The following is a 24871-nucleotide window of genomic DNA, read 5'->3' as shown; positions in this document are numbered from 1 at the left end:
TATGGATAAAAAAAAATTAGCTACAATATTAGGATATCTTGGTCTCATTCCTTTTTTTTCACTTACTTTAATTTTTTTTATCTCAAATTTTAATAACTACGTTATCGATGTATATTTATTTTATGGAAATATTATTTTAGCTTTCATATGCGGAAGTCAATGGAGCAAAATTTTAAATAGCAACATTCTTGATAATAAAAATTTATTATTAACCTTAAGTGTTTGTATTCCGGTTTTTTCTTTTATTTTAGATTTTTTTTCAAACCAAGATATAAAAATTGCAATTCACATTATCTTATTTTTTGTAATTAATTTAATTGATAAAAAAATATTTTTTGAACCTAATAATCTTTGGTATTTGAGTCTTAGAAAAAGATTAACTTTTTTGGTTATATTAACTTTGGTGATTAACTTATTCGCTATCAACTCCTACCGCTTCTTGTAAAGATGAAAATCCATCTTTTTTTAAAAGCTTAGCTAATTCATTTTTGATAGTTTTTACAATAAAGGGACCTTTGTAAACTAAACCTGTATAAAGCTGCAATAAAGAGGCCCCTGCTCGTATTTTTTCATAAGCCGTAGCTCCTGAGCTTACTCCACCTACTCCAATTATTGGAATTTTATTTTTAATAATCTTAAAAAATTTTTTAATAATTAAATTTGAAGTTTCGTTGATGGGCGTTCCGGATAAACCGCCTACTTCATTCTTTTTATCACTTACTAAATTTTCTCTTAACTTTATCGATGTATTTGTTAATACTAATCCGTCCAAATTGAATTCTAAAATATTTTTGCAAATTATATTTATATCACCATCGTTAATATCAGGGGATATTTTTAAAACGACTGGCGTTTTACTATCTAAAATTTTTTTTATTTGCAAAATTTCACTTAGTAATTTTTTTAAATTTTCTTGATCATGAAAATTTCTTAAATTTTCAGTATTAGGTGATGAAATATTTATACATATATAGCTACATAAATTATGAAAATTTTTAAAACATTCCACATAATCGTCAATACGCGAGACACTATCTTTATTTGGCCCTATATTAATTCCTAAAATTCCTTCAACTTTTTTTGACTCAACTCTACTTTTTATTTTGTGCAAACCCTCATTCGGAAATCCTAAGCGATTAATAATTGCCTCATCTTCATTTAACCTAAAAACTCTTGGCTTTAAATTTCCTTCTTGCGCTTTAGGGGTAATGGTTCCAACTTCTGCAAAACCAAATCCAAGCGCGAGCATTTTATCATATACTTCAGCATTTTTATCAAATCCTGCTGCTAAACCTACAGGATTTGAAAATTTTTTTCCTAATACGTTAATTTTTAAAATTTCATCGTCCTTTGAAGAAAAAATTGGAATATATATGTTTTTTAAAAATTGAATGGCTAGTGAGTGAGCAAGTTCAGGGTCAAATTTATTAATTAAAGAATTAATAATCTGATAATTCATTTTTGTGATTAATCATTTATAGACTTATTAATTAAATTTACTGTTTCTTTAATACCATAAAAACTTATAAATGATCCCATTCTAGGACCTTGTTCATCTCCAAAAAGTACTTCATAAATCATTTTAAACCACTCCCTTAATCTCTCTTTCGAATAATGCGTTTTTCCAACTGAATAAACTATAGTTTGCATCTCTTCTGGTTGAAGATTTGGGCTCATTTTTGAAATTTGTTCAGCAAGATCTTGTAAAGCTTTTTTTTCTACTAAGTCGGGTTTTCTAAATTTTTTATTTACTTTTACAACATCATTGAAATAATTAATTGCATTTATGATTAATTTTCTAAGGATTGGATGTTTTTCTACAACTAAATTTGAATTAAAGTTCTTAATAAATTTCCAAATAACTTCCTCCTTATCTGTATTACTAACGCTGACTAAGTTTAATAAAATATTAAATGAAATAATTATTTCTTCTTTTGGTGGATTACCGTTGTGAACATGCCAAACTGGATTCCCAAGTTTTTCTTTTTCTTCTTGTTTTTCAAATTTTTCTAGGAAGGAAAGGTACTCATCAACTGCTTTTGGAATAACTTGAAAATATAATTTTTTAGCTCTAGTTGGATTCTGGTACATATATAAAGATAAACTTTCAGGTGATGCATACTTAAGCCATTGTTCAATTGTGATTCCATTTCCTTTTGATTTAGAAATTTTTTCTCCATTTTCATCTAAAAATAATTCATAGGCAAAACCAGCAGGTGGTGTCCCTCCTAAAATTCTACAAATTTTACTAGACAGTTCCGCACTTGGAATAAGATCTTTTCCATACATTTCAAAATCAACTCCAAGAGCAAACCAACGCATGGCCCAGTCGACTTTCCACTGTAATTTACATGCTCCCCCTGTAATTTTTGTTTCAATTTTTTTATTTCCGTTTTGATAAATAATAGTTTTGCTATCTAAATTTTTTTCTATTATTGCAACTTCTAATACTTTTCCTGTCTCAGGGCAGATAGGTAAAAATGGACTATAAGTTTTTCTTCTTTCTGGACCCAGTGTTGGCAAAACAATCTCCATTATTTTTTCATAATTTTTTAAAACTGAAGTTAAGGCTTCATCAAATTTACCGCTGGTATATAGTTCAGTTGAGCTTTTAAATTCATATTTAAAATTAAATTCGTCTAAAAATTTTTTTAACATATTATTATTATGCTCTCCAAAACTTTTGAATTTTTTGAAAGGATCAGGAATTGCTGTTAATGGCTTATTTAAATTTTCCTCTAAAATTAATTTATTTGGAATGTTGTCAGGAACTTTTCTAAGTCCATCCATATCGTCTGAAAATGTAAATAATTTCACTGGTATATTGGATAATTTTTGGAAAGCATTCATAACCATAGAAGTTCTGCAAACCTCTCCAAAAGTTCCAATATGAGGAAGGCCACTTGGGCCGTAACCTGTCTGAAATAAAACGTACCCTTTTTTATCTATTATTTTCAGTCTTTTTTTTAATATCTCTCTAGACTCAGTAAAAGGCCACGCTTCGGATTTTTCAAAAAATTTTTTATCAATTAACATTGTTAGATCTTAAATTAATTTGCTGATTAATAATAACCCTTACATCTTTAAATATTGGATCTTCTAACCTTTTATTAAGTATTGTCCAAGTGTAAGGAATTAATTTTAAATATTTATTTTTATTATCTCTCTTAAAAAGCCTTGAAAATATTCCAATAATTTTCATAGCTCTTTGCACTGAAAGAATAGAAAATTCTTTGCTAAACTGTTTAATATTAAAATCTTTTTCTTTCTTTGCTAATGACAAATAGTAATCTAATAATTTTTTCTTTAAGTCAGCGGTAGTTTTAATTCTAACATCATCAATTAATGAAAGTATATCGTAAGCTCTTGAGCCAATTAAAGCATCTTGACTGTCAATAATTCCAATTTTATTTTTAGATACTGATCTACACTCCATGATATTTGAAATATGAAAATCTCTGTGAACAAAATAATTATTATAAATATTATTTTTTAAAATCGAAAGTAATAATTTTCTTAATTTTTTTATTTTAGAATTACTCTTAATTTTTGCTACGTAAGGTAAGTACCAAATAAAAAATAAATCTATTTCTCTTTTTAAAATTTTATAAGTATATTTTTTAAATCTAAATATATTTGTCTTAAAATTTATTCTTTGTAACTTAATTAAGAACCTAATTAATGATTTATAGATATATAATTTATTTTTAGATTTTTTTATTAGCTGAAAATAAGTTTTATTACCAAAATCTTCTAATAAGGCTAAACCTTTCTTATAATCAAAATCTATTACTAATGGTGCTTTAATACCCCGTTTATTTAAAAACTTATTAATAAGAACATAATTTAATATATTAGATTTTTTCTCCCTTACTGCGGTGGCAAGAATATAAGATTTGTTTTTGTGATAAATTCTAAAATAACTTCTAAAAGATGCATCTCCTTTTATTGCTTTTATTTTATAATTTTCTAGATAATTTTTTTTAAGAAAATTTTTTATTATATTTAATCTAGTATTATTTATCATTAACACTAAAACCTAACCACTTACCTTTTCCATTAAATTCTAAAGATCTAAAATTTTGATTAGGATCGTAAATAAATTTAATTTGTAAAAAATTATTTAATGAATTCATGGCAATTTCTGGCCACTCAATTATATTTATAAAATCTTTGGCTGTATCTAGTAATCCTATATTAAAAATTTCTTTTTGTTGCTTTAGTCTATAAAAATCATAATGGGCAATTTTCAAATCTTTTCCTAGATCATAATATTGAACGATATTAAAAGTTGGGCTGACTATTTCCTCTAATGGAAGTTGATTTTTTTCCTGTAAGTAATTTATTAAAAATCTAGTGAATGTCGTTTTGCCTGTTCCTAAATTTCCACTAAGTAATATAAAATCATTTATTTTTAATTTAATGGCGACCGCTTGAGCAATTTTTTTTGTGGAATCTAATGATTTTAATTCCATTTTATTGAAATTAATAACGATATGTATCTGGTTTAAAAGGTCCTTTTTGAGAAACAGTAATATAATCGGCTTGTTCTTTTGTTAATTTAGTAAGTTTTGCTCCAACTTTTGCAAGATGCAACATCGCAACTTTTTCATCTAAATGTTTAGGTAAAACATAAACTTTGTTTTGATATTTTCCATTGCTATTCCACAATTCTATTTGTGCAATAACCTGGTTTGTAAAAGATGCACTCATAACAAAACTTGGATGTCCTGTTGCGCAGCCAAGATTTACTAATCTTCCCTCTGCTAATAAAATAATTCTTTTTTTATCTGGAAACTCAATTTCATGAACCTGAGGCTTTACTTCATTCCACCGATAATTTTTTAATGCACTAACTTGAATTTCATTGTCAAAATGTCCAATATTACAAAGTATTGATCTATCTTTCATTTTTCTCATATGCTCAATAGTGACGATATCTTTGTTACCTGTGGCCGTAACAACAATGTCAGCTGAAGAGATGGCTTCGTCCATTAGTACAACTTCATAACCTTCCATTGCAGCTTGTAAGGCGCAAATTGGATCTGCTTCTGTAACTAAAACTCTTGCTCCACTTTGTCTAAGGGATGCCGCACTTCCTTTTCCAACATCTCCAAATCCTGCAACGATAGCAACTTTTCCTGACATCATTACATCTGTTGCTCTTCTAATCGAGTCTACTAAACTTTCTCTACAGCCATACAAATTATCAAATTTAGATTTTGTCACTGAGTCATTTACGTTAATTGCTGGAATTAATAATTTATTTTCTTTCTCTAATATTTTTAAAGCCTTCACTCCAGTGGTTGTCTCTTCCGAAACCCCTTTAATATTCTTCAATAAATCTTTATACTTATCGTGCATCAACATAGTTAAATCACCTCCATCATCTAACAGGAGATTAGGTTTCCAATCTTTTTTTCCATTAATAGTTTGTTCAATACACCACCAATACTCCTCCTCCGTTTCACCCTTCCATGCGTAAACTGGTATTCCTTTTGCAGCGATAGCTGCTGCTGCATGATCTTGCGTTGAAAATATATTACAAGATGACCATCTAACTTCAGCTCCAAGCGCCACTAGTGTTTCTATTAAAACTGCAGTTTGAATTGTCATATGCAAACAGCCAATTATCTTAGCTCCTCTTAAAGGCTTACTTGACTGATACTCGCTTCTAATTGCCATTAATCCTGGCATTTCAGTTTCTGCCAAGGAAATTTCTTTATTGCCAAATTCTGCTAGTTTTAAATCTTTTACTTTAAAATCTTGTGTCATTATGAAAGTTAATTAACAATAAAACTTAGCCATATCAAATTTATTTATGAATTAATCTGCTATTGGTAAATCAATCTCAATGGCCGCTCCTCTGCTTCCATCTAAATTATAGGCTTTAATATGCCCTTTGTGAGATTCGACTATATTTTTTACAATATTTAATCCTAATCCCGAGTGCTGACCAAACATTTCCTTAGGTCTATTACTATAAAATCTTTCAAAAACTTTGCCGATATTACTTTCGTTAAAACCTGGTCCTTCATCAGTTATAATTATTTTTGCATCATTTTTAACTCTTTCAATTTTTATTTTTAAAATACTTTTTTCCGGACTAAAAGATATAGAGTTTTCTAATATATTAGAAATAACTTGCTGAATCCTACTTTCAAAACCAATAATAAAAGTTTTTTTTTTAATTAAATTATTAATCTCTATTGAAATATTTTTTTTAGTATTATTAATAACTTGCTGATATTCCTCTGCAACTTTATTTATAAGTTTAATTAGATCAAATTTAGTTAGTTGCAATTTAGCTTCTAGTGCTTCACCTTTAAGCATATTAGAATAATCTGTTATCAGTCTTTCAATTCTCACAACATCGTCATTCAATATACCAAGTAATCTATTTTTTTTTTCAGAATCTTTTGCATTTGGTAATAATTCTGATGCAGCTTTTAATGATGCTAGAGGATTTCTAATTTCATGAGTAAGATCAGATGCAAATCTTTCTGCAAATTCAATTCTTTTATATAAATTATTTGTCATTCCAGAGAGTGATCTTGATAAGTTACCAATTTCATCAGGTCTTAAATTAATTCTATTAATAATTTTATTATCAGGATGATCTGAACTTGCTGAGGAGGTATAGCGGCCTAGAATTCTAATTGGTTTAATTATATTTGCATTTAAAAAAATTGAAAAAATCAATATGATTGCAGCAACACTTAATGCAGTCCTAATAACAAAATTTTTTCTCTCAATAACAGCATTTTGAATGTCATTTGAGTCCTCTGTTATAACAATAAACCCTTTATTTTCATTATTTAAAACTAACGAAGATAAGCTAACAACAATAAAATTTTCTTTAATTTTTTTTGATAAAGTTAAGACCTTGTCGGACCCTAATATATTTAAATTATCGCTAATAATTTTGTTAAGTAATTTTTCTTCTTGTAGAGTAGTTAGGTCAGAAGTGTCTGGTATATTATCTGTTGTTAATTTTTTTTCTTGAACTTCAGGTACTTTATAAAAGGGTTTTGCATTTATATCTAAAGAGTGGACATCCGCTATGATCTGTTTTTTTGAGTCATAAATTCTAATTTGATTAATATTGGGCAATAAATATTTATAATTTGCCAAAAAACTTTTTAAATTATCTCGTTTATAAGGAGTGCGCTGTAACTCCATATTTAAAGCAATATTTTTAATAAGTTTAGAGTGCTCTTTCTTTTTATTATTAACAAGTTCTGGTTCTATAGATTGTAGATATGAATAAGTTGCTAGAGTTAATATTGAAAAGAAAAATAAATTTATAAATAAAAATTTTGCTAAAAGTGATTTTAAGCTAATAAATCTTTTCATTATATTTAGCTAATATTCCAGCGATATCCACTTCCATATCTTGTCTCAATTGCAGAAAATTTTGGATCAATTTTTTTAAATTTTTTACGTATTCGTTTAACATGGCTATCAATAGTCCTGTCCTCAATGTCATTATCTTGCTTATAAGCAATATTCATTAAGTACGCCCTTTCCTTAACAACACCTGGTCTTTTTGCTAATTCATAAATAATTTTAAATTCGGTTGTGGTTAACTTATCAGGCAAAGCTTTTCCTCCCCACTCACATTCTAGTTGTTCCGAGTCCAAAGTTAACCGACCAACTGTTAGAATATTTTTTGGTTGGGAGACAGTTTTTGGCTCCAACTTTCTTAATTGAACTCTAATTCTCTCTATCAACACTTTAATGGAAAAACCTCCAGACTTTTTAACATAATCATCAGCGCCAAGTTTCAATCCTAATAATTCATCTACCTCATCATCTTTGGAAGTTAATAAAATTACAGGAATAGAAGATTTTTTTCTAAGTTTTTCTAGCAACTCCTCACCATTCATCTTAGGCATTTTTAAATCTATAACTGCTAAATCAGGAGGAAGTCTGGTCATTCCTATGTATGCACTTTCACCATCCAAATACGTCTGAACTTTAAATCCTTCATTTTCAAGTGCCATTGAAACACTTGTTAAAATATTTCTGTCATCATCGACTAAGGCGATTGTTTTGTTCATATAAATTATTTTATAATAATATTTGTATAATCAAAAGTTTTAATGAGCAGTGGTCCAATTTAATCCTTCTTTAATATCTACGCTTAAAGGAATAGAAAATTTATAGTTTGGTTCAGAGGCTTTTGACATTATTTCGACAATATCAATTTTAGATTTTTTAATATTATCCGCAGAGGATTCGAATACTAGTTCATCATGAATTTGCAAAAGCATTTTACATTGTAAATCTTGATCTTGAATTTTTTGATCTATTTTAATCATAGCCAGCCTTAAAAGATCTGCTGCAGTTCCTTGGATTGGAGCATTAATAGATGCTCTTTCTTGAAAAGTTCTTAAAGTATGATTTTTATCATTGATATTTGGAAAATTACATTTTCTACCAAATAATGTTTTTACATAACCATATTTTCTACAATTTTTTAATGTTTCATTCATATAATCTTTTATCTCAGGAAATTTTTTAAAATAGGATTTTAAAAAAGTCTCTGCTTCAACATTAGAAACTGAAATTTGTTTAGCAAGACCATAAGATGAAATTCCATAAATAATTCCAAAATTTATTGCCTTTGCTTTTCTCCTCATTTCTTCGTTAATATCTTTGTGTTTTACTTCGAAGATTTGAGCTGCTGTAATATTATGAATATCTTCAGAGTTTAAAAAACCTTTCTTTAGTTCCTTAACATCGGCCATATGCGCAAGTATCCTCATTTCAATCTGACTGTAATCTGCTGAAATTAAAAAATTACCTTTTTCAGCAATAAACGCTGAGCGTATTTCTTTGCCTTCTGCAGATTTGATTGGAATATTTTGAATATTTGGATCACTAGATGCAAGTCTTCCCGTATTAGTCGCAGCAAGTAAAAAGGATGTGTGAATTCTTTTAGTTTTAGAGTCAATAAATTCTTGTAAACTATCGGTGTAAGTATTCTTTAATTTAGATTTTTGCCTCCAGTCTAAAATAAGTTTGGGTAATTCGTGCCCTTGAAAGGCAAGGTCCTCCAAAATATTTACATTTGTTGCGTAGTTACCTTTTTTCGTTTTTTTAGTAGCGATAATTTTTAGTTTTTTATAAAGAATATCTCCAAGTTGTTTAGTAGAGGCAATATTAAACTCTTCCCCTGCAAGTTCATAAATTTTTTTTTCTAAAACTTTTAAATCTTTTTCAAATTTTAATGATAAATTTTTTAAAATTTTTTCATCAATTTTAACTCCATTCTCCTCCATTTGAGACAAAACTTGAATCATTGGTTTTTCAAGTTCCTCATAAATACTTAATACCTCCTCTTTAAAAATTCTGGTATTAAAAAAATTATATAACCTTAAAGTTACATCCGCATCTTCAGCTGCATACTCTGTTGCTTGATTAATATTAACTTTATCAAAAGTAACTTGCGATTTTCCAATACCAGCAACATCTTTGAATGAAATAGTTTTATGATTTAAATGAATCTCAGAAAGTAAATCCATGCCATGACGATTTATTCCCGCATCAAGAACATAGGACATTAACATTGTATCCTCTATTGGATTTAAATGAATCCCATATTTTTTTAATATTCGAAAATCATATTTAATATTATGTCCAATTTTTTTAATACTTTTATCCTCAAGAAAAGGTTTAATTTTTTTAATAACTAACTCGGTATTTAATTGGGATTTAATTTGTTTATCTTCCTTATTAGAATGATTTAAAGGCACATAATAAGCATTCCCCTCTTTAACGCATAAAGAAATACCAACTAAATTAGCCTGCCTAATATTTAAAGAATCTGTCTCAACATCAACAACGGTCAGGCCTTTTTTTTCAGCTTCCTCTAAAATTTTTTCTAATTCAGATAATTTAAATACTGTTTTATAGTTTTTTCTAGAAACGTCAGTTTTTGTAAAAACGCTATCTTTTGACTCTTCTAAAACAATATCTTTTTTATCTGTCGATAATCCATAGGTCTTTTCAATCCTTTCCAAAAGTCTTGTAAACTCCATTTTTTTTAAGAATGAAATAATTTTTTCTTTATCTAAATTCTTAACTTGAAAATCTTCAATTTTTTCTACTGTTGGAACATCATCTTTAAGCGTTACTAATTTTTTACTAATAAGGGCGTTTTCTTTATTGTCAGAAATTGTTTGTCTTCGCTTTGGCTGTTTAATTTTATCAACATTTTTTAGTAAATTTTCTAATGAACCAAATTCATTAATTAATTCTGCGGCAGTCTTAACTCCTATGCTTGGAACGCCTGGTATATTATCTGAACTATCTCCTGCTAATGCTTGTACCTCTATAACTTTATCTGGAGTTACACCAAATTTTTCCTTAACTTCTTCTATGCCAATATCTTTATTTTTCATTGAGTCAAAAAGTGTTGTTTGATCATCAATTAACTGCATTAAATCTTTATCGGATGAAATAATCTTAACTCTTATATTTTTTTTTAGCGCCTCTTTTTTATAGGTAGCTATCAAGTCGTCTGCCTCATAATTTTCCATCTCAATACTTGGTAAATTAAATGCTTTTACAGCTTCACGTATAAAACTAAATTGAGGTATTAAATCTTCTGGAGTTTCATTCCTATTTGCTTTGTATTCTGGATAAATATTATTTCTAAAATTTTTTCTAGCACTGTCAAATATAACTGCTATGTGGGTCGGTTTTTCATAACCATCTTTTAATTTTGCATCCTCTAAAAATTTATAAAGCATATTACAAAATCCACTTACTGCACCTACTGGCATTCCATCACTTTTTCTTGTAAGTGGTGGTAAAGCATAAAAAGCTCTAAAAATATAACCAGAACCATCAATTAGATAAAGAAGGTCTGTTTTTTTAGAATTGGTCATTAAATAAATATTATCTTATAAATAGAAAAATTATATTACATAATATTAATGGAAAATTTTTTAGCACTTGAAATTACTAATCTTTCAAAACAATTTAAAACAAAAAAAAATACAATCCATGCTTTAAAAAATATTAATTTAAATGTTAATAAGGGAGAAATATTTGGTTTATTAGGACCAAACGGTGCTGGTAAATCTACATTTATAAATATTCTTGCAGGAACAGTTATAAAATCCTCTGGTTCAGTAAAGGTGTGGAACTTTGATCTTGATAAAAATTCTAGGGAGGTAAGAAGCTCTATTGGAATAGTTCCTCAAGAAACAAATCTAGATCCCTTTTTTTCTCCAAGAAAATTATTAGAAATTCAAGCAGGCATGTATGGAATTAAAGAAAGCGAAAGAATCACAGATAAAATTTTAGAAATAACCATGCTTAAAGATAAGGCTGATTCTTATGCTCGAAGTTTATCCGGAGGTATGAAGAGAAGGTTGTTAGTTGCAAAAGCGTTAGTTCATCAACCACCTATTTTAATTTTGGATGAGCCTACAGCTGGTGTTGATGTAGATCTTAGACAACAACTTTTAGAAAACATCCAACAACTTAATAAGCAAGGCGTAACTATTATTTTAACAACTCACTACCTTCAAGAAGCTCAACAATTATGTGACCGGATTGCAATAATTAATCATGGTGAATTAATAGCATTAGATAAAACTGAAAATTTATTAAATAATATTCTTACTAAAAAAATAATTTTTAAATTAAAGGTTCCCAAAAACATAGGAGAAAAGCTCAAGTCTGGTCTTGTAATTAATTATCCAAAACCTGACCTTATTAGCATCACCTACAACAAAAATGAGAATAAAATTGAAGAAATTATATCTGAAGTTAAGGAAAAAAATCTTGAAATTTTAGATATTTTAACAGAAGATGCTGATTTAGAGGATGTTTTTTTAAAACTTACAAAAAAATGATTGATAATAAAAGTATTAATAAAAATTATATTTTTACAAAAAAAATTATTTTGTTATTACCAATTATATTTTTTTCGACTTTTTTAATTACATTATCGGCAAAACTTAAAGTTCCTTTTTATCCGGTTCCAATGACAATGCAGCCATTTATAATTGTGCTTATTGGAATAGTATTTGGATGGAGATTGGGTGGTACTATTGTTTTATTATATTTATTACAGGGTGTTCTGGGTTTACCTGTTTTTGCTGGAACACCTGAAAAAGGAATTGGTTTAAGTTATATTCTAGGTCCAACTTTTGGATATATTCTAGGTTTTTTAGTTTCTGTGGTAGTTGCAGGATATCTTAATTTTAAAGTAAATTTTTTTAAAAGAATAGTATTAGCAAGTTTATGTATAGCTCCGATTTATATCTTGGGAATGGCATGGCTTGGCTCAATCATTGGTTGGGACAAACCAATATTTAATCTAGGCGCAAAGCCATTTTTACTTGCTGAGTTATTTAAAGTTTTATTAATTGCAACTATTCTACCTTTGGTTTTAAAACTTCGAAATAAGCTTAAAAAATTTATTTAGGTGATCTTTTAGAAAGAATTCTTTGTAGAGTTCTTCTGTGCATTTTAAGTCTTCTCGCCGTCTCAGAAACGTTACGATCACATAATTCAAATACTCTCTGGATATGTTCCCATTTTACCCTATCAGCAGACATTGGGTTCTCAGGAGGCATTGCTTTCTTATCCTTGTCTGCCAATAAAGCAGACTCTAAATCCTCTGCATCAGCTGGCTTCGCAAGATAATCTATGGCTCCAGATTTAACTGCTGCAACAGCCGTTGGAATGTTTCCGTAACCGGTTAAAACTATAATTCTGCTATCTGCTTTGACTTTATGTATCTCCTTAACGATGTCCAAACCACTCCCATCATTCAGTCTAAGGTCTATAATGGCAAAAGTTGGAGCGGAAACTTTAACTTTTTGTACCCCTTCAGCAACACTGGAAGCTGAGGTGACTAAAAAACCCTTATTTTCCATAGCTTTTGAAAGTCTATTTCTAAATGGATCATCATCATCAACTATGAGCAAAGATTTATTCTCAAACTGTCCGAGATTTGCTTTTGTGGGTAAGTTTTTATTCATTTTAGAGCTCAGTATAGTCCCTCCTAAAGCTGATCACAAGCGAATGACACAGTGTGAAAAAAATTTTTCTTACCTAAAATAAATACTTTACAGAAATTAAAAATAGCTTTAATTGCCGACTCAATTGATTAATTTAATTATTAATTTTTTAACAAAAGGACATAACAAGAATTGAAAAAGTTTAATTCTGTTTCTGACTTAGTCAGAGAGCTTCAACCTGTAAATCCAGTATATTGTATTCGACCAGAAAGTATAAAACTGGCTTGCAATTTTTTTGTAAATAATTTTCCGGGGAAACCCCTATACGCTGTAAAAACAAATCCTCATAAAAATGTTATCAAACATATCTACCAAAATGGAATCACAAATTTTGATGTAGCCTCTCTCGAAGAAATAAAGTTAGTCAAGTCGATCGCAAAAGATGCAAAACTTTATTTCATGCATACAGTAAAAAACAGAAAGAGTATTGAAGAAGCGTATTTTAATTTTGGAATTAGAGATTTTTCTTTTGATACAAAAGATGAATTAATAAAAATTTTTGAAGCAACTAAAGATGCTAAAGATTTAACTTTATATTTAAGAATATTTGTTTCGAATGAACATTCTGAAATTGACCTGTCAAAAAAATTTGGAGCTTCTCCTACTGAGGCAATCAATTTAATAAAGTTAGCAAGACCACTTGTAAAAAAACTTGGTGTAAGTTTTCATGTCGGATCTCAATGTATGCATCCGGTATCTTACTCAAAAGGAATAAAAGAAATTGGAAATATAATTTTAAAATCAGGTATCACGCCTGATATTATAAATGTTGGCGGTGGATTTCCTTCTAAGTATCCAGATTTATATCCTCAACCATTAGAAAACTACATGGAAGAAATCAAAAAAGCAGTAAACAAATTAAGTTTACCGAAACAGCCAGAATTAATTTGTGAACCCGGAAGAGCTATTGTTGCAGAAAGCGGTTCAACAATTGTTAAGATTGAACTAAGAAAAAAACAAAGTCTTTATATTAATGACGGAACGTATGGCTCTTTATTTGATGCTGGTTTTCCAAATTTTATTTTTCCAACAAAAGTTGTTGATACTGGAAAAGATTTAAGCAGACGCCTAACACCTTTTAATTTTTATGGACCAACTTGTGATAGTATGGATTTTATGAAAGGTCCTTACATGTTACCAAATAATCTAAAAGAGGGTGATTATATAGAAATTGGTCAATTAGGAAGTTATGGCTTAACTTTTAGAACTAAATTTAATGGCTTTTACTCAGATGACATTTTTGAGATTGAGGATAAACCAATAATGTCTGTTTATCAAAATGAACAAGATGAGGAATATAAAAGCAATTATCTTGTTGCTTAATGAACAAATCCTCAAGTCCAACTGTAGGTCACAACAAATCTAGTTTTTTAAACAAAGCAATCGAGCATATCGATATTACATCTTTTGATGCAAGACCCATTATAGATGCCATGTCCAAGATGTCTTTTACATCTAGGGAAACGGCCAATGCAGCACAGATCTATAATGAGATGTTAAATGATAAAAACTGCACTATTTTTCTAACTTTAGCAGGGTCAACTTCTGCTGCTGGATGCATGAAAGTTTATGCTGATTTAGTTAAAAATAATATGGTCGATGCCATCGTTTCGACAGGCGCATCAATTGTGGATATGGATTTCTTTGAAGCTCTAGGCTTTAAACATTACCAAGGATCCCAGTTTCAAAATGATAATGTTTTAAGAGAACATTACATCGACAGAATATACGATACTTACATTGATGAAGACCAATTACAAGCTTGTGATAAAACGGTTGGCGAAATAGCAGATCAATTAGAAGCTAGACCTTATACTTCTCGCGAATTCATAAGAGAAATGGGAAAATATTTAGCAAGACATTCAAAGAAGAAAGAATCTTTAATTCAACTTGCTTACGAAAACGATGTGCCAATATTCTGTCCTGCTTTTACAGATTCTAGTGCTGGATTTGGTTTAGTAATGCATCAAGAAAGAAATCCTAAAAAACATTTAACAATTGACTCTATAAGAGATTTTAGAGAACTTACTGAAATTAAAATTAAATCAAAAACTTCAGGTTTATTAATGATCGGTGGTGGTGTTCCTAAAAATTATATTCAAGACACGGTGATATGTGCTGAGCTTTTAGGAAAAGAAGTTGATATGCATAAATATGCTATACAAATTACTGTTGCTGACGTTAGAGATGGAGCGTGTAGTTCTTCTACATTAAAAGAAGCAAGCTCATGGGGAAAAGTAGATACAGCAAGAGAGCAAATGGTTTTTGCTGAAGCAACTAGCGTTATACCTCTCATAGCAAGCGATGCATTTCATAGAGGCTACTGGAAAAATAGACCTAAAAGGAGTTTTTCTAAATTATTCAAATAAACAATGTCTTCACTAACTAAAGTAGCTTTGGTGCAGATGAAGATGGACGCTGATCCAAAAAAAAATCTCTCTAAAGCCATTGAAAAAATAAAATTAGCGAAAAAGAAAGGTGCACAAATTATTTGTTTGCCTGAACTATTTTTAACGCATTATTTTTGCCAAGAAGAAAATCACGATAATTTTGCAATAGCAGAGAAGATACCTGGAAAAACTACTAATACATTATGTGAGTTAGCAAAAAAAATAAGCGTAATAATAATCGTTCCACTTTTTGAAAAGAAAGTTTCGGGTCTTTATCATAACTCATGTGTTGTGATTGATGAAAAAGGAAAAATATTTGGTCATTATAGAAAAATGCATATTCCAGATGATCCTCAATATTATGAAAAATTTTATTTCACCCCTGGTGATTTAGGGTTTAAAAGTTTCAACACTAAGCACGGTACGATTGGAACTTTAATATGCTGGGATCAATGGTTTCCAGAAGCAGCACGTTTAACGGCTCTAAAGGGTGCGGAAATCATATTTTATCCAACAGCAATAGGCTGGCATTTACGTGAAAAAAAAGAATTTGGTAAATCACAATTAAATGCATGGCTTACAATCCAAAGATCACACGCTATAGCAAATGGAGTATTCGTTGTTTCTGTTAACAGAGTAGGCACTGAAGGTGAAAAAAATAAATCTATCGAATTTTGGGGCAATTCAATCGTATTTGACCCTAATGGAAATATTATTGCAGAAGGTAGCAACGACAAGGAGGAAATTATTATCTGTAATATTGATCTAAGCAAAGTTGAAAAAGTAAGACAACATTGGCCATTCTTAAGAGATAGAAGAATTGATCAATACCACGGTCTATTAAAAAATCCTTCCAATGAATGAAAATCTGGCATCTTTGGGTTATAGAATGCCAGCAGAATGGGAAAAGCAAAATTCCACATGGTTAGCATGGCCACATAATAAAAATGACTGGCCAGATAAATTTGAAAACATTCCATCGACTTTCGCTAAAATAACTTCAGCTTTATCTAAAGTTCAAAAAGTTGATATTTTAATACAATCAAAATCAGTTAAAAAGAATATTAAGAAAATTTTGATTAAAGAGAAAACAAACCTTAATAAAGTTAATTTTCATATCATTAAGACAAATAGAGTATGGACTAGAGATACTGGACCTATTTTTTTAGTAAACGATCTTTTAAAAAAGAAAATTATGACTAATTTTCATTTCAATGCGTGGGCTAAATATAAAGATTATAATTTTGACAATAATATTAAGTCACAAATAGCAAAAATAAAGAACATAGAACTTATAGATGTAAAAACGAAAATAAAAAATAAGGTCAAAAACATTATATTAGAAGGCGGTGCAATTGATGTGAATGGAAAAGGGACATTAATTGCAACAAAAGAATGCTTATTAAGCAAAGTACAAGAAAGAAATCCTGGATTAAATAGAGAAAAATTAGAAATAATTCTTAGCGAAAGTTTAAATATTAAAAATTTTATATGGTTAAATAAGGGTATTGTTGGTGACGATACACATGGTCATATCGATGACATAACAAGATTTTTTGATGATGATAAAATATTTACAGCAATAGAGTATAGAAAAAGCGATGAAAATTATTCAGCTTTAAATGAAAATCTAAAAATCTTAAAAAAATCTAGAAATCATTTAGGCAAACAAAATACCATTGTAGAAATACCCATGCCGTCACCATTAATTATTGAGGACACAAGAGTACCGGCAAGTTATCTAAATTTTTATATAGCAAATAAAATTGTTCTTTTGCCAATCTTTGAAGATAAAAATGATGACAAAGCTTTTCAAATTTTAGAAGATCATTTTAAGGGCAGAAAAATTGTGCCAATTAATTGTCGAGATCTTATTTGGGGATTTGGAGCAATTCATTGTATGACCCAACAAGAACCAGCTATATAAGTTTTAAATTAATTAAATCTTTTTTTTGCCAAGATATATCTACTACTGCACCTTTTCCCTCTAAATTATAAAAATTAATAATAGCTGACAATCTTTCTAAAAAAACTTTTGCTATAAAAATTCCAAGACCCAATCCTTCTTTGTTTTTGTCTAAATCTTTTTTATTAATATAAGGATCTCCTAAAAATCCTAATATTTGCTTTGAAAAACCTACTCCATCATCTTCAACTTTTATTCTTAATTGTTCTTCATTAGATAATAAAAAAATCTCAATTTTATCTGAAGAAAATTTTAAAGCATTATCAATGATATTCTTTAGGCTATAAATGATCTCGATTTTTTTTGTAATTAAATAATCTTTTTTATATTCGTCATCATTAATTATAATTTTTTTCTTACTTAAATCTTTAAATGAGTCGACAACTTCATGAACGATAATTTTAAAAGATGCTTTATCAAAAAAATTATCTTCTTTTTCCGTGTAAGGATTTTTCGATATCTGCTTTAATATATCGCTGCATCTTTTCGATTGAGAAATAAGTAAGTCTAAATCCTGATTAAACTTTTTATTTGATCCTATTTCTTTTTTTAACTCTTTAGCTACTAGGGATATGGTATTTAAAGGGGTTCCCAATTCATGAGCTGCTGCTGCTGCAAGTCCACCTAAGGATTTTAACTCTTGCTCCCTTAAAAATATTTGTTGCAAAACATTAAAGGCTTCGCTTCTTTGCGCACTTTCTATTGCTAATCTTTGAGAATAAATAGCTAAAAATATTATTGTAGTACATAATGCTAATGCTAATCCAAGAATATAAAATTTTGGAAAAAGATAATTATTTTCAATTCCAGGTAATTCAAAATAAAATAATGATAAAATAATAATCAATACAATCGATAAAAAACCAATCAAAATACTACTTCTAAGATTTAAAAATCCTGCAGCAATTGTAATAGGAGCAACAATTAATATTGAGAACGGATTGGTTAATCCTCCAGTTAAAAATAATAGCCCAAACAACTGAAATAAGTCGTACAGGATACTAAAAGTCGCTTGTTTATTAGACAATAGCTCGGTTTTTTTTGATCTAATTTGTAAAAAAATATTAAGAAAAGAGGAAAATAAAACTAATAGGTAACAATACTCAATATTAAAACTAAAATTAAAATAAAAATAAACAATTGATATTGTTATAAACTGACCAAGAATAGCAACCCAACGAATATTAATTAAAGTTAAGAGTTTTATTTGATTGTCATTTAGCTCTGGTAATTTTGCTAAATTCATTAAACTAGATGTCTAGATTATTAACATTAATAGCATTTTTATTGATAAAATCTTTTCTTGGAACAACATCTTCACCCATTAAAATTTTGAAAATCTCTCTATCTCGATCACCTGGATTAGTAGTTTCGTTATCAACATCATTTCCAGAATAATCTACTTTTAACAAAGTATTATTCTCTGGATTTAAAGTTGTCTCCCATAATTCCTCTGGGTTCATTTCTCCTAATCCTTTAAATCGTTGAATAGATATTGATTTTTTGCCTTCTTCTACGATTCTTTTTAAAAAATCGATTGGTGAATAAACGTTGATCTTTTCATTAGCAGAATTAATAATATAGCAATTCTTTCTAAAAATTTTTAACATTTCGCCAAGCTGACTCAATTCTTCCACATGCTTTGTATCTAAAAAATCTAAACTTAATTTTTTAATAATGGTTTCTTCATAATATTTTTTTTCTACAATAAATAAATTTTCTTTAAAAGATCCTTTCCATAAATTATTTTCACGGTTATTACTTGATCTATTTAAATAGTCTGCCGCCGCCTGTATTGCGCCTTTTTTTTTCTTGTCATCAGAATCATCTCTAATTAAAAAATCTTTTTTATCTTTGTAAAAACTTCCAACTATAGCTAAAGCTTCGACTAAGTCTCTATCAAAATCTTTTCCTAAATTTCTTATTCTAGAGTCAAATCTTCTGGAGAGTTTGATAATCTCATCAAAATTTTCTTGTTTTGATTTTTTATTCTCTTCTGAATAAAATTTAATTGTATCCTTGGCTGTATTAATCGTTATGTCAAAAAGCTCTTCGTCGTTTTTAATATAAGATATTTTTTTTCCTACTTTTATTTTGTATAAAGGTGGCTGCGCTATGTAAATTTTTCCATTTTTTATTAACTCGTTAAACGGTTCATTATTAAAAAAAGTTAATAATAAAGTTCTAATGTGAGATCCATCAACATCAGCATCGGTCATAATAATAATCTTTCCATATCTTAATTTTTCAAGACTAAAATCATCAAACCCAGTACCAATAGCGTTAATTAAAGTTATAATTTCGTTTGAAGAAAGCATCTTAGCATAAACCTTTTTGGCTTCTGCAGGATCTAACTTGCTTGAGCCGTTATTCTTTGAGTCAACGTAAGTATTTAAAATCTTTCCTCTTAATGGCAAAACAGCTTGAAATTCTCTATTTCTAGCTTGTTTCGCTGATCCTCCCGCTGAATCCCCCTCAACTATAAATAATTCAGCTTTATCCTTATCCTTTGTTTGACAATCGGCCAGTTTTCCTGGCAAACTGGAAATATCTAAAGCACTTTTTCTTCTTACGCTTTCTCTTGCTTTTCTTGCAAGCTCTCTTGCCAAAGCTGCTTGGGATATTTTATTTACAAGCGCCTTTGTAATCTTACTATTTTGATCAAACCAAACTTCTAACTTCTCATTCACTATTCCCTCCACCACTGGGCGAACTTCGGAGGATACTAACTTTTCCTTAGTTTGTGATGAAAATTTAGGGTCTTTAACTTTTACAGAAATTATAGCTGTTAATCCTTCCCTGACATCATCTCCAGTTACAGAAATTTTTTCTTTTTTAAGAATACTATTATCAACAACATATTTATTTATAGTTCTAGTTAATGCATTTCTAAAACCTACTAAATGAGTACCACCATCTTTTTGAGGTATATTATTTGTAAAAGTAATAATTTGTTCTTGATAACCCGCGTTCCAAAGTAGGGCAACTTCCAACTGAACATCATTCTTACTTCCAGAAATATATATCGGTTTTATAAAAAGATTCTCTGCTGAATCTGATTTGAGTTTTTCTTTATTCTTATCAAGATCAATAACAAATTCTGCAATACCTCCTTCGAACTTGTATTCAAATTTTTTTATTTTTTCTTCTCTCTTATCTTCAAGAATAATTTGAATACTTTTGTTTAAATATGCTAATTCTTTAATTCTTTTTTTTAAAATATTGATGTCAAATACAGTAGTTGTAAATATTTTTTTTGAGGGTAGAAAAGTTACTGAAGTTCCATTTGTTTTTTTTGAATCTCCTATTTGTTTTAAAGATTTTGTAGTAACTCCATCTTTGAATTCTGCAAAATATTCTTTATTTTTTCTAAAAATATTTAATTTTAATTTTTCGGACAATGCATTTACGACTGAAACCCCAACTCCATGTAATCCTCCTGAAATCTTATATGAATCATGATCAAATTTTCCACCAGAATGGAGTTGTGTCATGATTACCTCAGCAGCTGATATTCCTTCCTCTTTGTGCATATCAACAGGAATGCCTCTCCCATTGTCTTCAACTGTGACGCTTTGATCTTGATTTAATGAGACATAAATTTCATTACAGTGTCCAGCTAGGGCCTCATCAATTGAGTTATCAATTACTTCAAAAACCATATGATGTAGACCAGTGCCGTCATCGGTATCACCAATGTACATTCCCGGTCGTTTTCTGACCGCGTCTAAACCTTTTAAAACTTTAATTGAGTCTGCTTCGTATAAATTATTTTGAATATTTTTTTGTAAATTTTCAGCCATTTATGAAATTATTATCGAAGCTTTTTATAACATTTTTTGCCTACAATTAGGATAAGGTAATTGCTATAATTTTACAAAAAATGCTTTATTTTCAATAGCTTGGAACAATTGAAAATCATTTCCAGTGTACCAAGTTTGCATGCCAATTTTTGAAATTTCATCAAAAAAAAGTTCAAGATTTTCTCCGTCTATGTGAGATGCTATTTCGTCAAATAACAATATGGATTTCATGTTTTTGGACTTCATTAGCCATATAAATGATAAGATAATTGATATTAATATTTTTTTTTGTTCTCCAGTTGAACAAAGGTCCGAATTTATTTTAGTTTCTTCATTAAAAAATTCAAAAATATCAAATTGTGAACCAACGCTATTTCTTTTTGTTATTTGATCGATCTCACGTTTTTCGATGTATTTTTTTTCAAAAAATAAATAAAAATCGTCTTTGCTAATATTTTCATTCAAATCAAATATATTTTTAATATTTAATTTTATTTTTAAAAAATTATTCAATTTATTTGAAATAATATTATTAATATCTTTAATAAAAAATCTTCTATAAATAAAAATTTTCCATAACTCATCTATCATTTTCTTTTCTAAAATACTTATCCATTTTAAATCTTGATTTTCTTTTAATAATTGAATTCTTTCATCTGATAACTTTTTAAAATCATTCAGGTTTTTTTTATAATCAAAATTATAATTAGAAATAATTTTATCTAAAAATTTTCTTTTAATACTGTCTCCTTCATACATGATCTTATCCATTTGAGGTGTTAACCAAACAAAATTGATATCTTTAAAAATATCACTTAAGGAAGATTTGTTACCGTCAATATCTAAATATTTTTTTATTTTTTGCTCCTTGCTCTCAAAAACAACATTTAACTGATACTCTCTTTTTTCATAGATAACTGTTGTAGAAATAATTGTTTTATCTTTTGAATCTTTTTTTATACAATCTTCAATCAATGCTCCTCTGATTCCTTTTTTATCCGCAATCATAGATATGGCCTCTAAAATATTAGTTTTGCCACTCCCATTTGGTCCAATAATACAAACAACAAGATGATTGGTATTAAGTTGAGTAAAAGAATGAGATCTAAAATTTTGAAGCTTTATATCTTTTATTAAAAACATCTTATCATGCCACTCTCATTGGCATAATAACATGTAGACTATTTATATCTGCAGGATCGTGGATTAATACTGGCGATGATGGATCTTTTGCGTAAATCATCACATTTTTATCCTCAATAACACCTCCCACATCAATTAAATATTTAGAATTAAAACCTATTTCTAAATCTGGACCACTATAGCTTAGAATAATTTCCTCAACTCCATCTCCAGCACTTGGATCGTTGACTAATAATTTTAAAATATCTTTATTTACAACAAGCTTTAATGTTCCCTTACGATCAGATGAGAGTGAGTTAATCCTATCAATTGTTGAAATAAATGACGACAAATTAACTGTTATCTTGTTACTATTGTCAGTGGGGATTACTTTTGAATAATCTGGAAATCTTCCATCAATAACTTTTGAAATTAAAGTCACATCATTTATAGTAAATCTTATTTTAGTTTTACTAGCTGTAATTTTAAGTTCTGAATTTTCTTCCTGCAAAATAGTCACTAGTTCAAACAAAGTCTTTTTAGGCAGAATAACGGCTTCAAAAGCTATATCTTTAGCTAATACTATTCTACTTTTTGATAGTCGATGTCCATCAGTTGCAACCGCTGAAAGGTATAACTGATTATTCTCATTAGTTTTATGTAAATAAATCCCATTTAAATAATGCCTGGTTTCATCATTTGAAATTGCAAACTTAGTTTTATTGAGTAACTTTAAAAAAACAGATGAACTAATTGCAAGAGCTTCTCCTTCAACATCATCTTGGGTAATTGGAAAATCTTTTGGTGATAAACATTTTAAATTAAAATTAGATTTTGCTGAAATTAATGAAAGTTGACCTTCAGTTTTTTGGGAAATTAATATTTCTGAACCTGATGGTAATTTTCTTACTAAATCATAAATAACTTGCGCAGTTGTTGTGGTTGACCCCTCCTTAATAATTTCTCCTTTAATAACTTCAATTATGATTATATCTAAATCTGTTGCAGATATTGTGATTTTTCCATTAGAAGCGTCTATTAAAACATTAGACAAAATCGGAATGGTATTTTTTTTTTCAACTATTCCTTGAATATGTGAAAGACTTTTTAAAAAAAGATCTCTATTTAACTTAAGTTCCATTAAACAGTTTTTGTTAATTTTTGATTAAGATCTTTAACTTCATTCTCAAAATTTTTATCTTGGATCATCAATTCCTCTACTTTTTTGATTGCATGAATAACAGTTGTGTGATCTCTGCCAGAAAATCTTCTGCCAATATCAGGTAAAGATTTGGTAGTCATTTTCTTAGATAAATACATTGCTATTTGTCTAGGTCTTGCAACAGATCTTGATCTTCTTGATGACATAAAATCATGCATTGAAATATTATAATAAGAAACAACAGTTTTTTGTATATCTTCTATGGTGATATTGGTCTCAATTTTATTTAAAGAATCTCTTAAAATACCCTTAGCTTCTGCTACAGAGATTTTTCTATTATTTATATTTAGATAAGCAGCTATTCTATTAAATGCGCCTATCATTTCTCTAATACTAAGTTTTAATTCATTGGCTATAAAATTAATAACTTCATCATCAATAGCAATATTTCTTTCCGAGGCATGAAATTCTTTCAAACATCTTTGTTTTAAAATTTTAACTCTTTGTTCAAAATCTGGACTTTGAATATCAACAACTAGACCTCCTGATAGTCTCGATTTAATTCTATCTTGTATTCTATCAAGTTCATTGGGTGGTCGATCGCAAGAAATTACAATTTGTGATCCCGATTCTATTAACGCATTAAAGGTATGAAAGAATTCTTCTTGCGTTACATCTTTTCCACTAACAAATTGTATATCATCTATAATTAAAACTTTTGCACTTCTAAAAATATCCTTGAATTTGACAACATCATTATTTTTTATAGATCTCACAAATTGATACATGAATCTTTCAGCTGATACATAAATAACTTTATCTAATTTTTTTAATAATTTATTTCCAATAGCATTTAGGAGATGTGTTTTACCTAAACCAACTCCACCATAAATATAAAGTGGATTATATTTATTTAAATTATCAATAATTCGATTAGCTGCTGTAAAAGCAAGTTCATTACTCTTTCCTACTATAAAATTATCAAAAACTAATCTTTCATCAATTTTTGAAAGTCCATAACTTCCGCTATCTTGGATAAAATCTTTTTTTTCAAAATCAATAATGTTTGATTTATTATTATTCTTTAATTCAACTCTTTCTGAAATCTGAAATTCTATACGCGTAATATTTGTATCTAGTTTTTTATATAAATCTAAAATTTTATCAGCATAGTGAGCGACGATCCAATCACGAATAAATCTTGTTTTTACATTTAGAACTAATGTATTAAAATTTATTTTAGTAAAATTAATATTTTGTAACCAACTCGTATAAACGTCTTTACCATAAAGTCCTAACAATGACTGTTGGAATGACTCCCACCTAGCTTTATCGTTAATGAAATTGTCTTTTAGACTTATTTGGTTTGACATATGAACTTC

At 28.6% G+C, this 24871-nt stretch carries 21 protein-coding genes; 7 read left to right on the top strand and 14 right to left on the bottom strand.

Going from position 1 to position 24871, the window contains the following annotated elements; translation table 11 throughout:
• Position 1 precedes the first annotated feature (1 nt).
• Positions 2-445 (top strand): DUF3429 domain-containing protein, encoded by a 444-nt coding sequence (locus CR143_RS00105; protein ID WP_204524602.1) that lies wholly within the window; start codon positions 2-4, stop codon positions 443-445.
• On the opposite strand, the gene CR143_RS00100 is transcribed toward CR143_RS00105, so the two are convergent.
• From CR143_RS00100 to polA, 8 genes are read right to left on the bottom strand one after another with little or no spacing between them, the layout of a single operon-like run.
• The gene (locus tag CR143_RS00100; RefSeq protein WP_099339826.1) at positions 413-1459 is read right to left on the bottom strand and encodes a quinone-dependent dihydroorotate dehydrogenase; all 1047 of its coding nucleotides are present in this window, start codon (positions 1457-1459) and stop codon (positions 413-415) included. The genes CR143_RS00105 and CR143_RS00100 overlap by 33 nt on opposite strands.
• Before the next feature lie 8 nt (positions 1460-1467).
• A complete protein-coding gene (locus CR143_RS00095) occupies positions 1468-3036 on the bottom strand; it encodes a lysine--tRNA ligase (RefSeq protein WP_099339825.1) in 1569 nt (522 codons plus the stop codon).
• Entirely contained in the window at positions 3026-4027 is a 1002-nt protein-coding gene (locus CR143_RS00090) for an aminoglycoside phosphotransferase family protein (protein ID WP_099339824.1), read from the bottom strand. Before CR143_RS00090 ends, CR143_RS00095 begins: the two co-directional genes overlap by 11 nt.
• Positions 4017-4475, bottom strand: a complete 459-nt coding sequence (gene tsaE / locus CR143_RS00085; RefSeq protein ID WP_099339823.1) for a tRNA (adenosine(37)-N6)-threonylcarbamoyltransferase complex ATPase subunit type 1 TsaE — start codon at positions 4473-4475, stop codon at positions 4017-4019. The genes CR143_RS00090 and tsaE overlap by 11 nt, the downstream gene beginning before the upstream one ends.
• 10 nt (positions 4476-4485) lie before the next feature.
• Positions 4486-5775 (bottom strand): adenosylhomocysteinase, encoded by a 1290-nt coding sequence (gene ahcY / locus CR143_RS00080; RefSeq protein ID WP_099339822.1) that lies wholly within the window; start codon positions 5773-5775, stop codon positions 4486-4488.
• Positions 5776-5826: 51 nt separating this feature from the next.
• A complete protein-coding gene (locus CR143_RS00075; RefSeq protein ID WP_099339821.1) occupies positions 5827-7356 on the bottom strand; it encodes a sensor histidine kinase in 1530 nt (509 codons plus the stop codon).
• 5 nt (positions 7357-7361) lie between these two features.
• Positions 7362-8063, bottom strand: a complete 702-nt coding sequence (locus CR143_RS00070; RefSeq protein WP_099339820.1) for a response regulator transcription factor — start codon at positions 8061-8063, stop codon at positions 7362-7364.
• Between the two features lie 39 nt (positions 8064-8102).
• On the bottom strand, positions 8103-10898 hold the full coding sequence (gene polA / locus CR143_RS00065; RefSeq protein WP_099339819.1) for a DNA polymerase I: 2796 nt from the start codon (positions 10896-10898) through the stop codon (positions 8103-8105).
• 48 nt (positions 10899-10946) lie between these two features.
• Between polA and CR143_RS00060 the strand changes: the two genes are divergently transcribed.
• Positions 10947-11873, top strand: coding sequence for an ABC transporter ATP-binding protein (locus tag CR143_RS00060; protein WP_099339818.1), 927 nt, complete (start codon positions 10947-10949; stop codon positions 11871-11873).
• Positions 11870-12448: a biotin transporter BioY gene (locus CR143_RS00055; RefSeq protein WP_099339817.1), complete on the top strand. Its 579-nt coding sequence runs from the start codon at positions 11870-11872 to the stop codon at positions 12446-12448. The genes CR143_RS00060 and CR143_RS00055 overlap by 4 nt, the downstream gene beginning before the upstream one ends.
• Here the strand turns inward: CR143_RS00055 and CR143_RS00050 are convergent.
• Entirely contained in the window at positions 12441-13007 is a 567-nt protein-coding gene (locus CR143_RS00050) for an ActR/PrrA/RegA family redox response regulator transcription factor (protein ID WP_099339816.1), read from the bottom strand. The genes CR143_RS00055 and CR143_RS00050 overlap by 8 nt on opposite strands.
• Positions 13008-13178: 171 nt before the next feature.
• Here CR143_RS00050 and CR143_RS00045 point away from each other — a divergent pair, with 171 nt between their 5' ends.
• Genes CR143_RS00045 through CR143_RS00030 form a run of 4 tightly spaced genes read left to right on the top strand, consistent with a single transcriptional unit; the run spans position 13179 to position 17363 of the window.
• A complete protein-coding gene (locus tag CR143_RS00045) occupies positions 13179-14369 on the top strand; it encodes a type III PLP-dependent enzyme (protein ID WP_099339815.1) in 1191 nt (396 codons plus the stop codon).
• A complete protein-coding gene (locus tag CR143_RS00040) occupies positions 14369-15415 on the top strand; it encodes a 1,9-bis(guanidino)-5-aza-nonane synthase (protein WP_099339814.1) in 1047 nt (348 codons plus the stop codon). Before CR143_RS00045 ends, CR143_RS00040 begins: the two co-directional genes overlap by 1 nt.
• A gap of 3 nt (positions 15416-15418) precedes the next feature.
• On the top strand, positions 15419-16300 hold the full coding sequence (locus CR143_RS00035; protein ID WP_099339813.1) for a carbon-nitrogen hydrolase: 882 nt from the start codon (positions 15419-15421) through the stop codon (positions 16298-16300).
• Entirely contained in the window at positions 16293-17363 is a 1071-nt protein-coding gene (locus CR143_RS00030) for an agmatine deiminase family protein (RefSeq protein ID WP_099339812.1), read from the top strand. The genes CR143_RS00035 and CR143_RS00030 overlap by 8 nt, the downstream gene beginning before the upstream one ends.
• Here the strand turns inward: CR143_RS00030 and CR143_RS00025 are convergent.
• From CR143_RS00025 to dnaA, 5 genes are all read right to left on the bottom strand, one after another.
• The gene (locus CR143_RS00025; RefSeq protein ID WP_099339811.1) at positions 17356-18648 is read right to left on the bottom strand and encodes an ActS/PrrB/RegB family redox-sensitive histidine kinase; all 1293 of its coding nucleotides are present in this window, start codon (positions 18646-18648) and stop codon (positions 17356-17358) included. The two genes, CR143_RS00030 and CR143_RS00025, sit on opposite strands and share 8 nt — an antisense overlap.
• A 4-nt stretch (positions 18649-18652) precedes the next feature.
• Positions 18653-21205 carry a DNA gyrase subunit B gene (locus tag CR143_RS00020; RefSeq protein ID WP_099339810.1) on the bottom strand — a complete coding sequence of 851 codons (2553 nt, stop codon included), beginning with the start codon at positions 21203-21205 and terminating at the stop codon, positions 18653-18655.
• Positions 21206-21268: 63 nt separating this feature from the next.
• Positions 21269-22348 carry a DNA replication/repair protein RecF gene (recF, locus tag CR143_RS00015; RefSeq protein ID WP_099339809.1) on the bottom strand — a complete coding sequence of 360 codons (1080 nt, stop codon included), beginning with the start codon at positions 22346-22348 and terminating at the stop codon, positions 21269-21271.
• Positions 22349-22352: 4 nt separating this feature from the next.
• Positions 22353-23468, bottom strand: a complete 1116-nt coding sequence (gene dnaN / locus CR143_RS00010) for a DNA polymerase III subunit beta (protein WP_099339808.1) — start codon at positions 23466-23468, stop codon at positions 22353-22355.
• The gene (dnaA, locus tag CR143_RS00005) at positions 23468-24862 is read right to left on the bottom strand and encodes a chromosomal replication initiator protein DnaA (protein WP_099340983.1); all 1395 of its coding nucleotides are present in this window, start codon (positions 24860-24862) and stop codon (positions 23468-23470) included. Before dnaA ends, dnaN begins: the two co-directional genes overlap by 1 nt.
• Positions 24863-24871 lie beyond the last annotated feature (9 nt).

The organism is Candidatus Fonsibacter ubiquis (assembly GCF_002688585.1).
In the GTDB taxonomy this organism is placed as follows: Bacteria; Pseudomonadota; Alphaproteobacteria; order Pelagibacterales; family Pelagibacteraceae; genus Fontibacterium; species Fontibacterium commune.
This window is presented reverse-complemented; position numbering and strand designations above follow the sequence as displayed.

Excerpts from the sequence above, each read along its gene's own strand:
- CR143_RS00105 (WP_204524602.1), top strand. The coding sequence starts at position 2 with ATGGATAAAAAAAAATTAGCTACAATATTAGGATATCTTGGTCTCATT.
- CR143_RS00100 (WP_099339826.1), bottom strand. The coding sequence starts at position 1,459 with ATGAATTATCAGATTATTAATTCTTTAATTAATAAATTTGACCCTGAA.
- CR143_RS00095 (WP_099339825.1), bottom strand. The coding sequence starts at position 3,036 with ATGTTAATTGATAAAAAATTTTTTGAAAAATCCGAAGCGTGGCCTTTT.
- CR143_RS00090 (WP_099339824.1), bottom strand. The coding sequence starts at position 4,027 with ATGATAAATAATACTAGATTAAATATAATAAAAAATTTTCTTAAAAAA.
- tsaE (WP_099339823.1), bottom strand. The coding sequence starts at position 4,475 with ATGGAATTAAAATCATTAGATTCCACAAAAAAAATTGCTCAAGCGGTC.
- ahcY (WP_099339822.1), bottom strand. The coding sequence starts at position 5,775 with ATGACACAAGATTTTAAAGTAAAAGATTTAAAACTAGCAGAATTTGGC.
- CR143_RS00075 (WP_099339821.1), bottom strand. The coding sequence starts at position 7,356 with ATGAAAAGATTTATTAGCTTAAAATCACTTTTAGCAAAATTTTTATTT.
- CR143_RS00070 (WP_099339820.1), bottom strand. The coding sequence starts at position 8,063 with ATGAACAAAACAATCGCCTTAGTCGATGATGACAGAAATATTTTAACA.
- polA (WP_099339819.1), bottom strand. The coding sequence starts at position 10,898 with ATGACCAATTCTAAAAAAACAGACCTTCTTTATCTAATTGATGGTTCT.
- CR143_RS00060 (WP_099339818.1), top strand. The coding sequence starts at position 10,947 with ATGGAAAATTTTTTAGCACTTGAAATTACTAATCTTTCAAAACAATTT.
- CR143_RS00055 (WP_099339817.1), top strand. The coding sequence starts at position 11,870 with ATGATTGATAATAAAAGTATTAATAAAAATTATATTTTTACAAAAAAA.
- CR143_RS00050 (WP_099339816.1), bottom strand. The coding sequence starts at position 13,007 with ATGAATAAAAACTTACCCACAAAAGCAAATCTCGGACAGTTTGAGAAT.
- CR143_RS00040 (WP_099339814.1), top strand. The coding sequence starts at position 14,369 with ATGAACAAATCCTCAAGTCCAACTGTAGGTCACAACAAATCTAGTTTT.
- CR143_RS00035 (WP_099339813.1), top strand. The coding sequence starts at position 15,419 with ATGTCTTCACTAACTAAAGTAGCTTTGGTGCAGATGAAGATGGACGCT.
- CR143_RS00030 (WP_099339812.1), top strand. The coding sequence starts at position 16,293 with ATGAATGAAAATCTGGCATCTTTGGGTTATAGAATGCCAGCAGAATGG.
- CR143_RS00025 (WP_099339811.1), bottom strand. The coding sequence starts at position 18,648 with ATGAATTTAGCAAAATTACCAGAGCTAAATGACAATCAAATAAAACTC.
- CR143_RS00020 (WP_099339810.1), bottom strand. The coding sequence starts at position 21,205 with ATGGCTGAAAATTTACAAAAAAATATTCAAAATAATTTATACGAAGCA.
- recF (WP_099339809.1), bottom strand. The coding sequence starts at position 22,348 with ATGTTTTTAATAAAAGATATAAAGCTTCAAAATTTTAGATCTCATTCT.
- dnaN (WP_099339808.1), bottom strand. The coding sequence starts at position 23,468 with ATGGAACTTAAGTTAAATAGAGATCTTTTTTTAAAAAGTCTTTCACAT.
- dnaA (WP_099340983.1), bottom strand. The coding sequence starts at position 24,862 with ATGTCAAACCAAATAAGTCTAAAAGACAATTTCATTAACGATAAAGCT.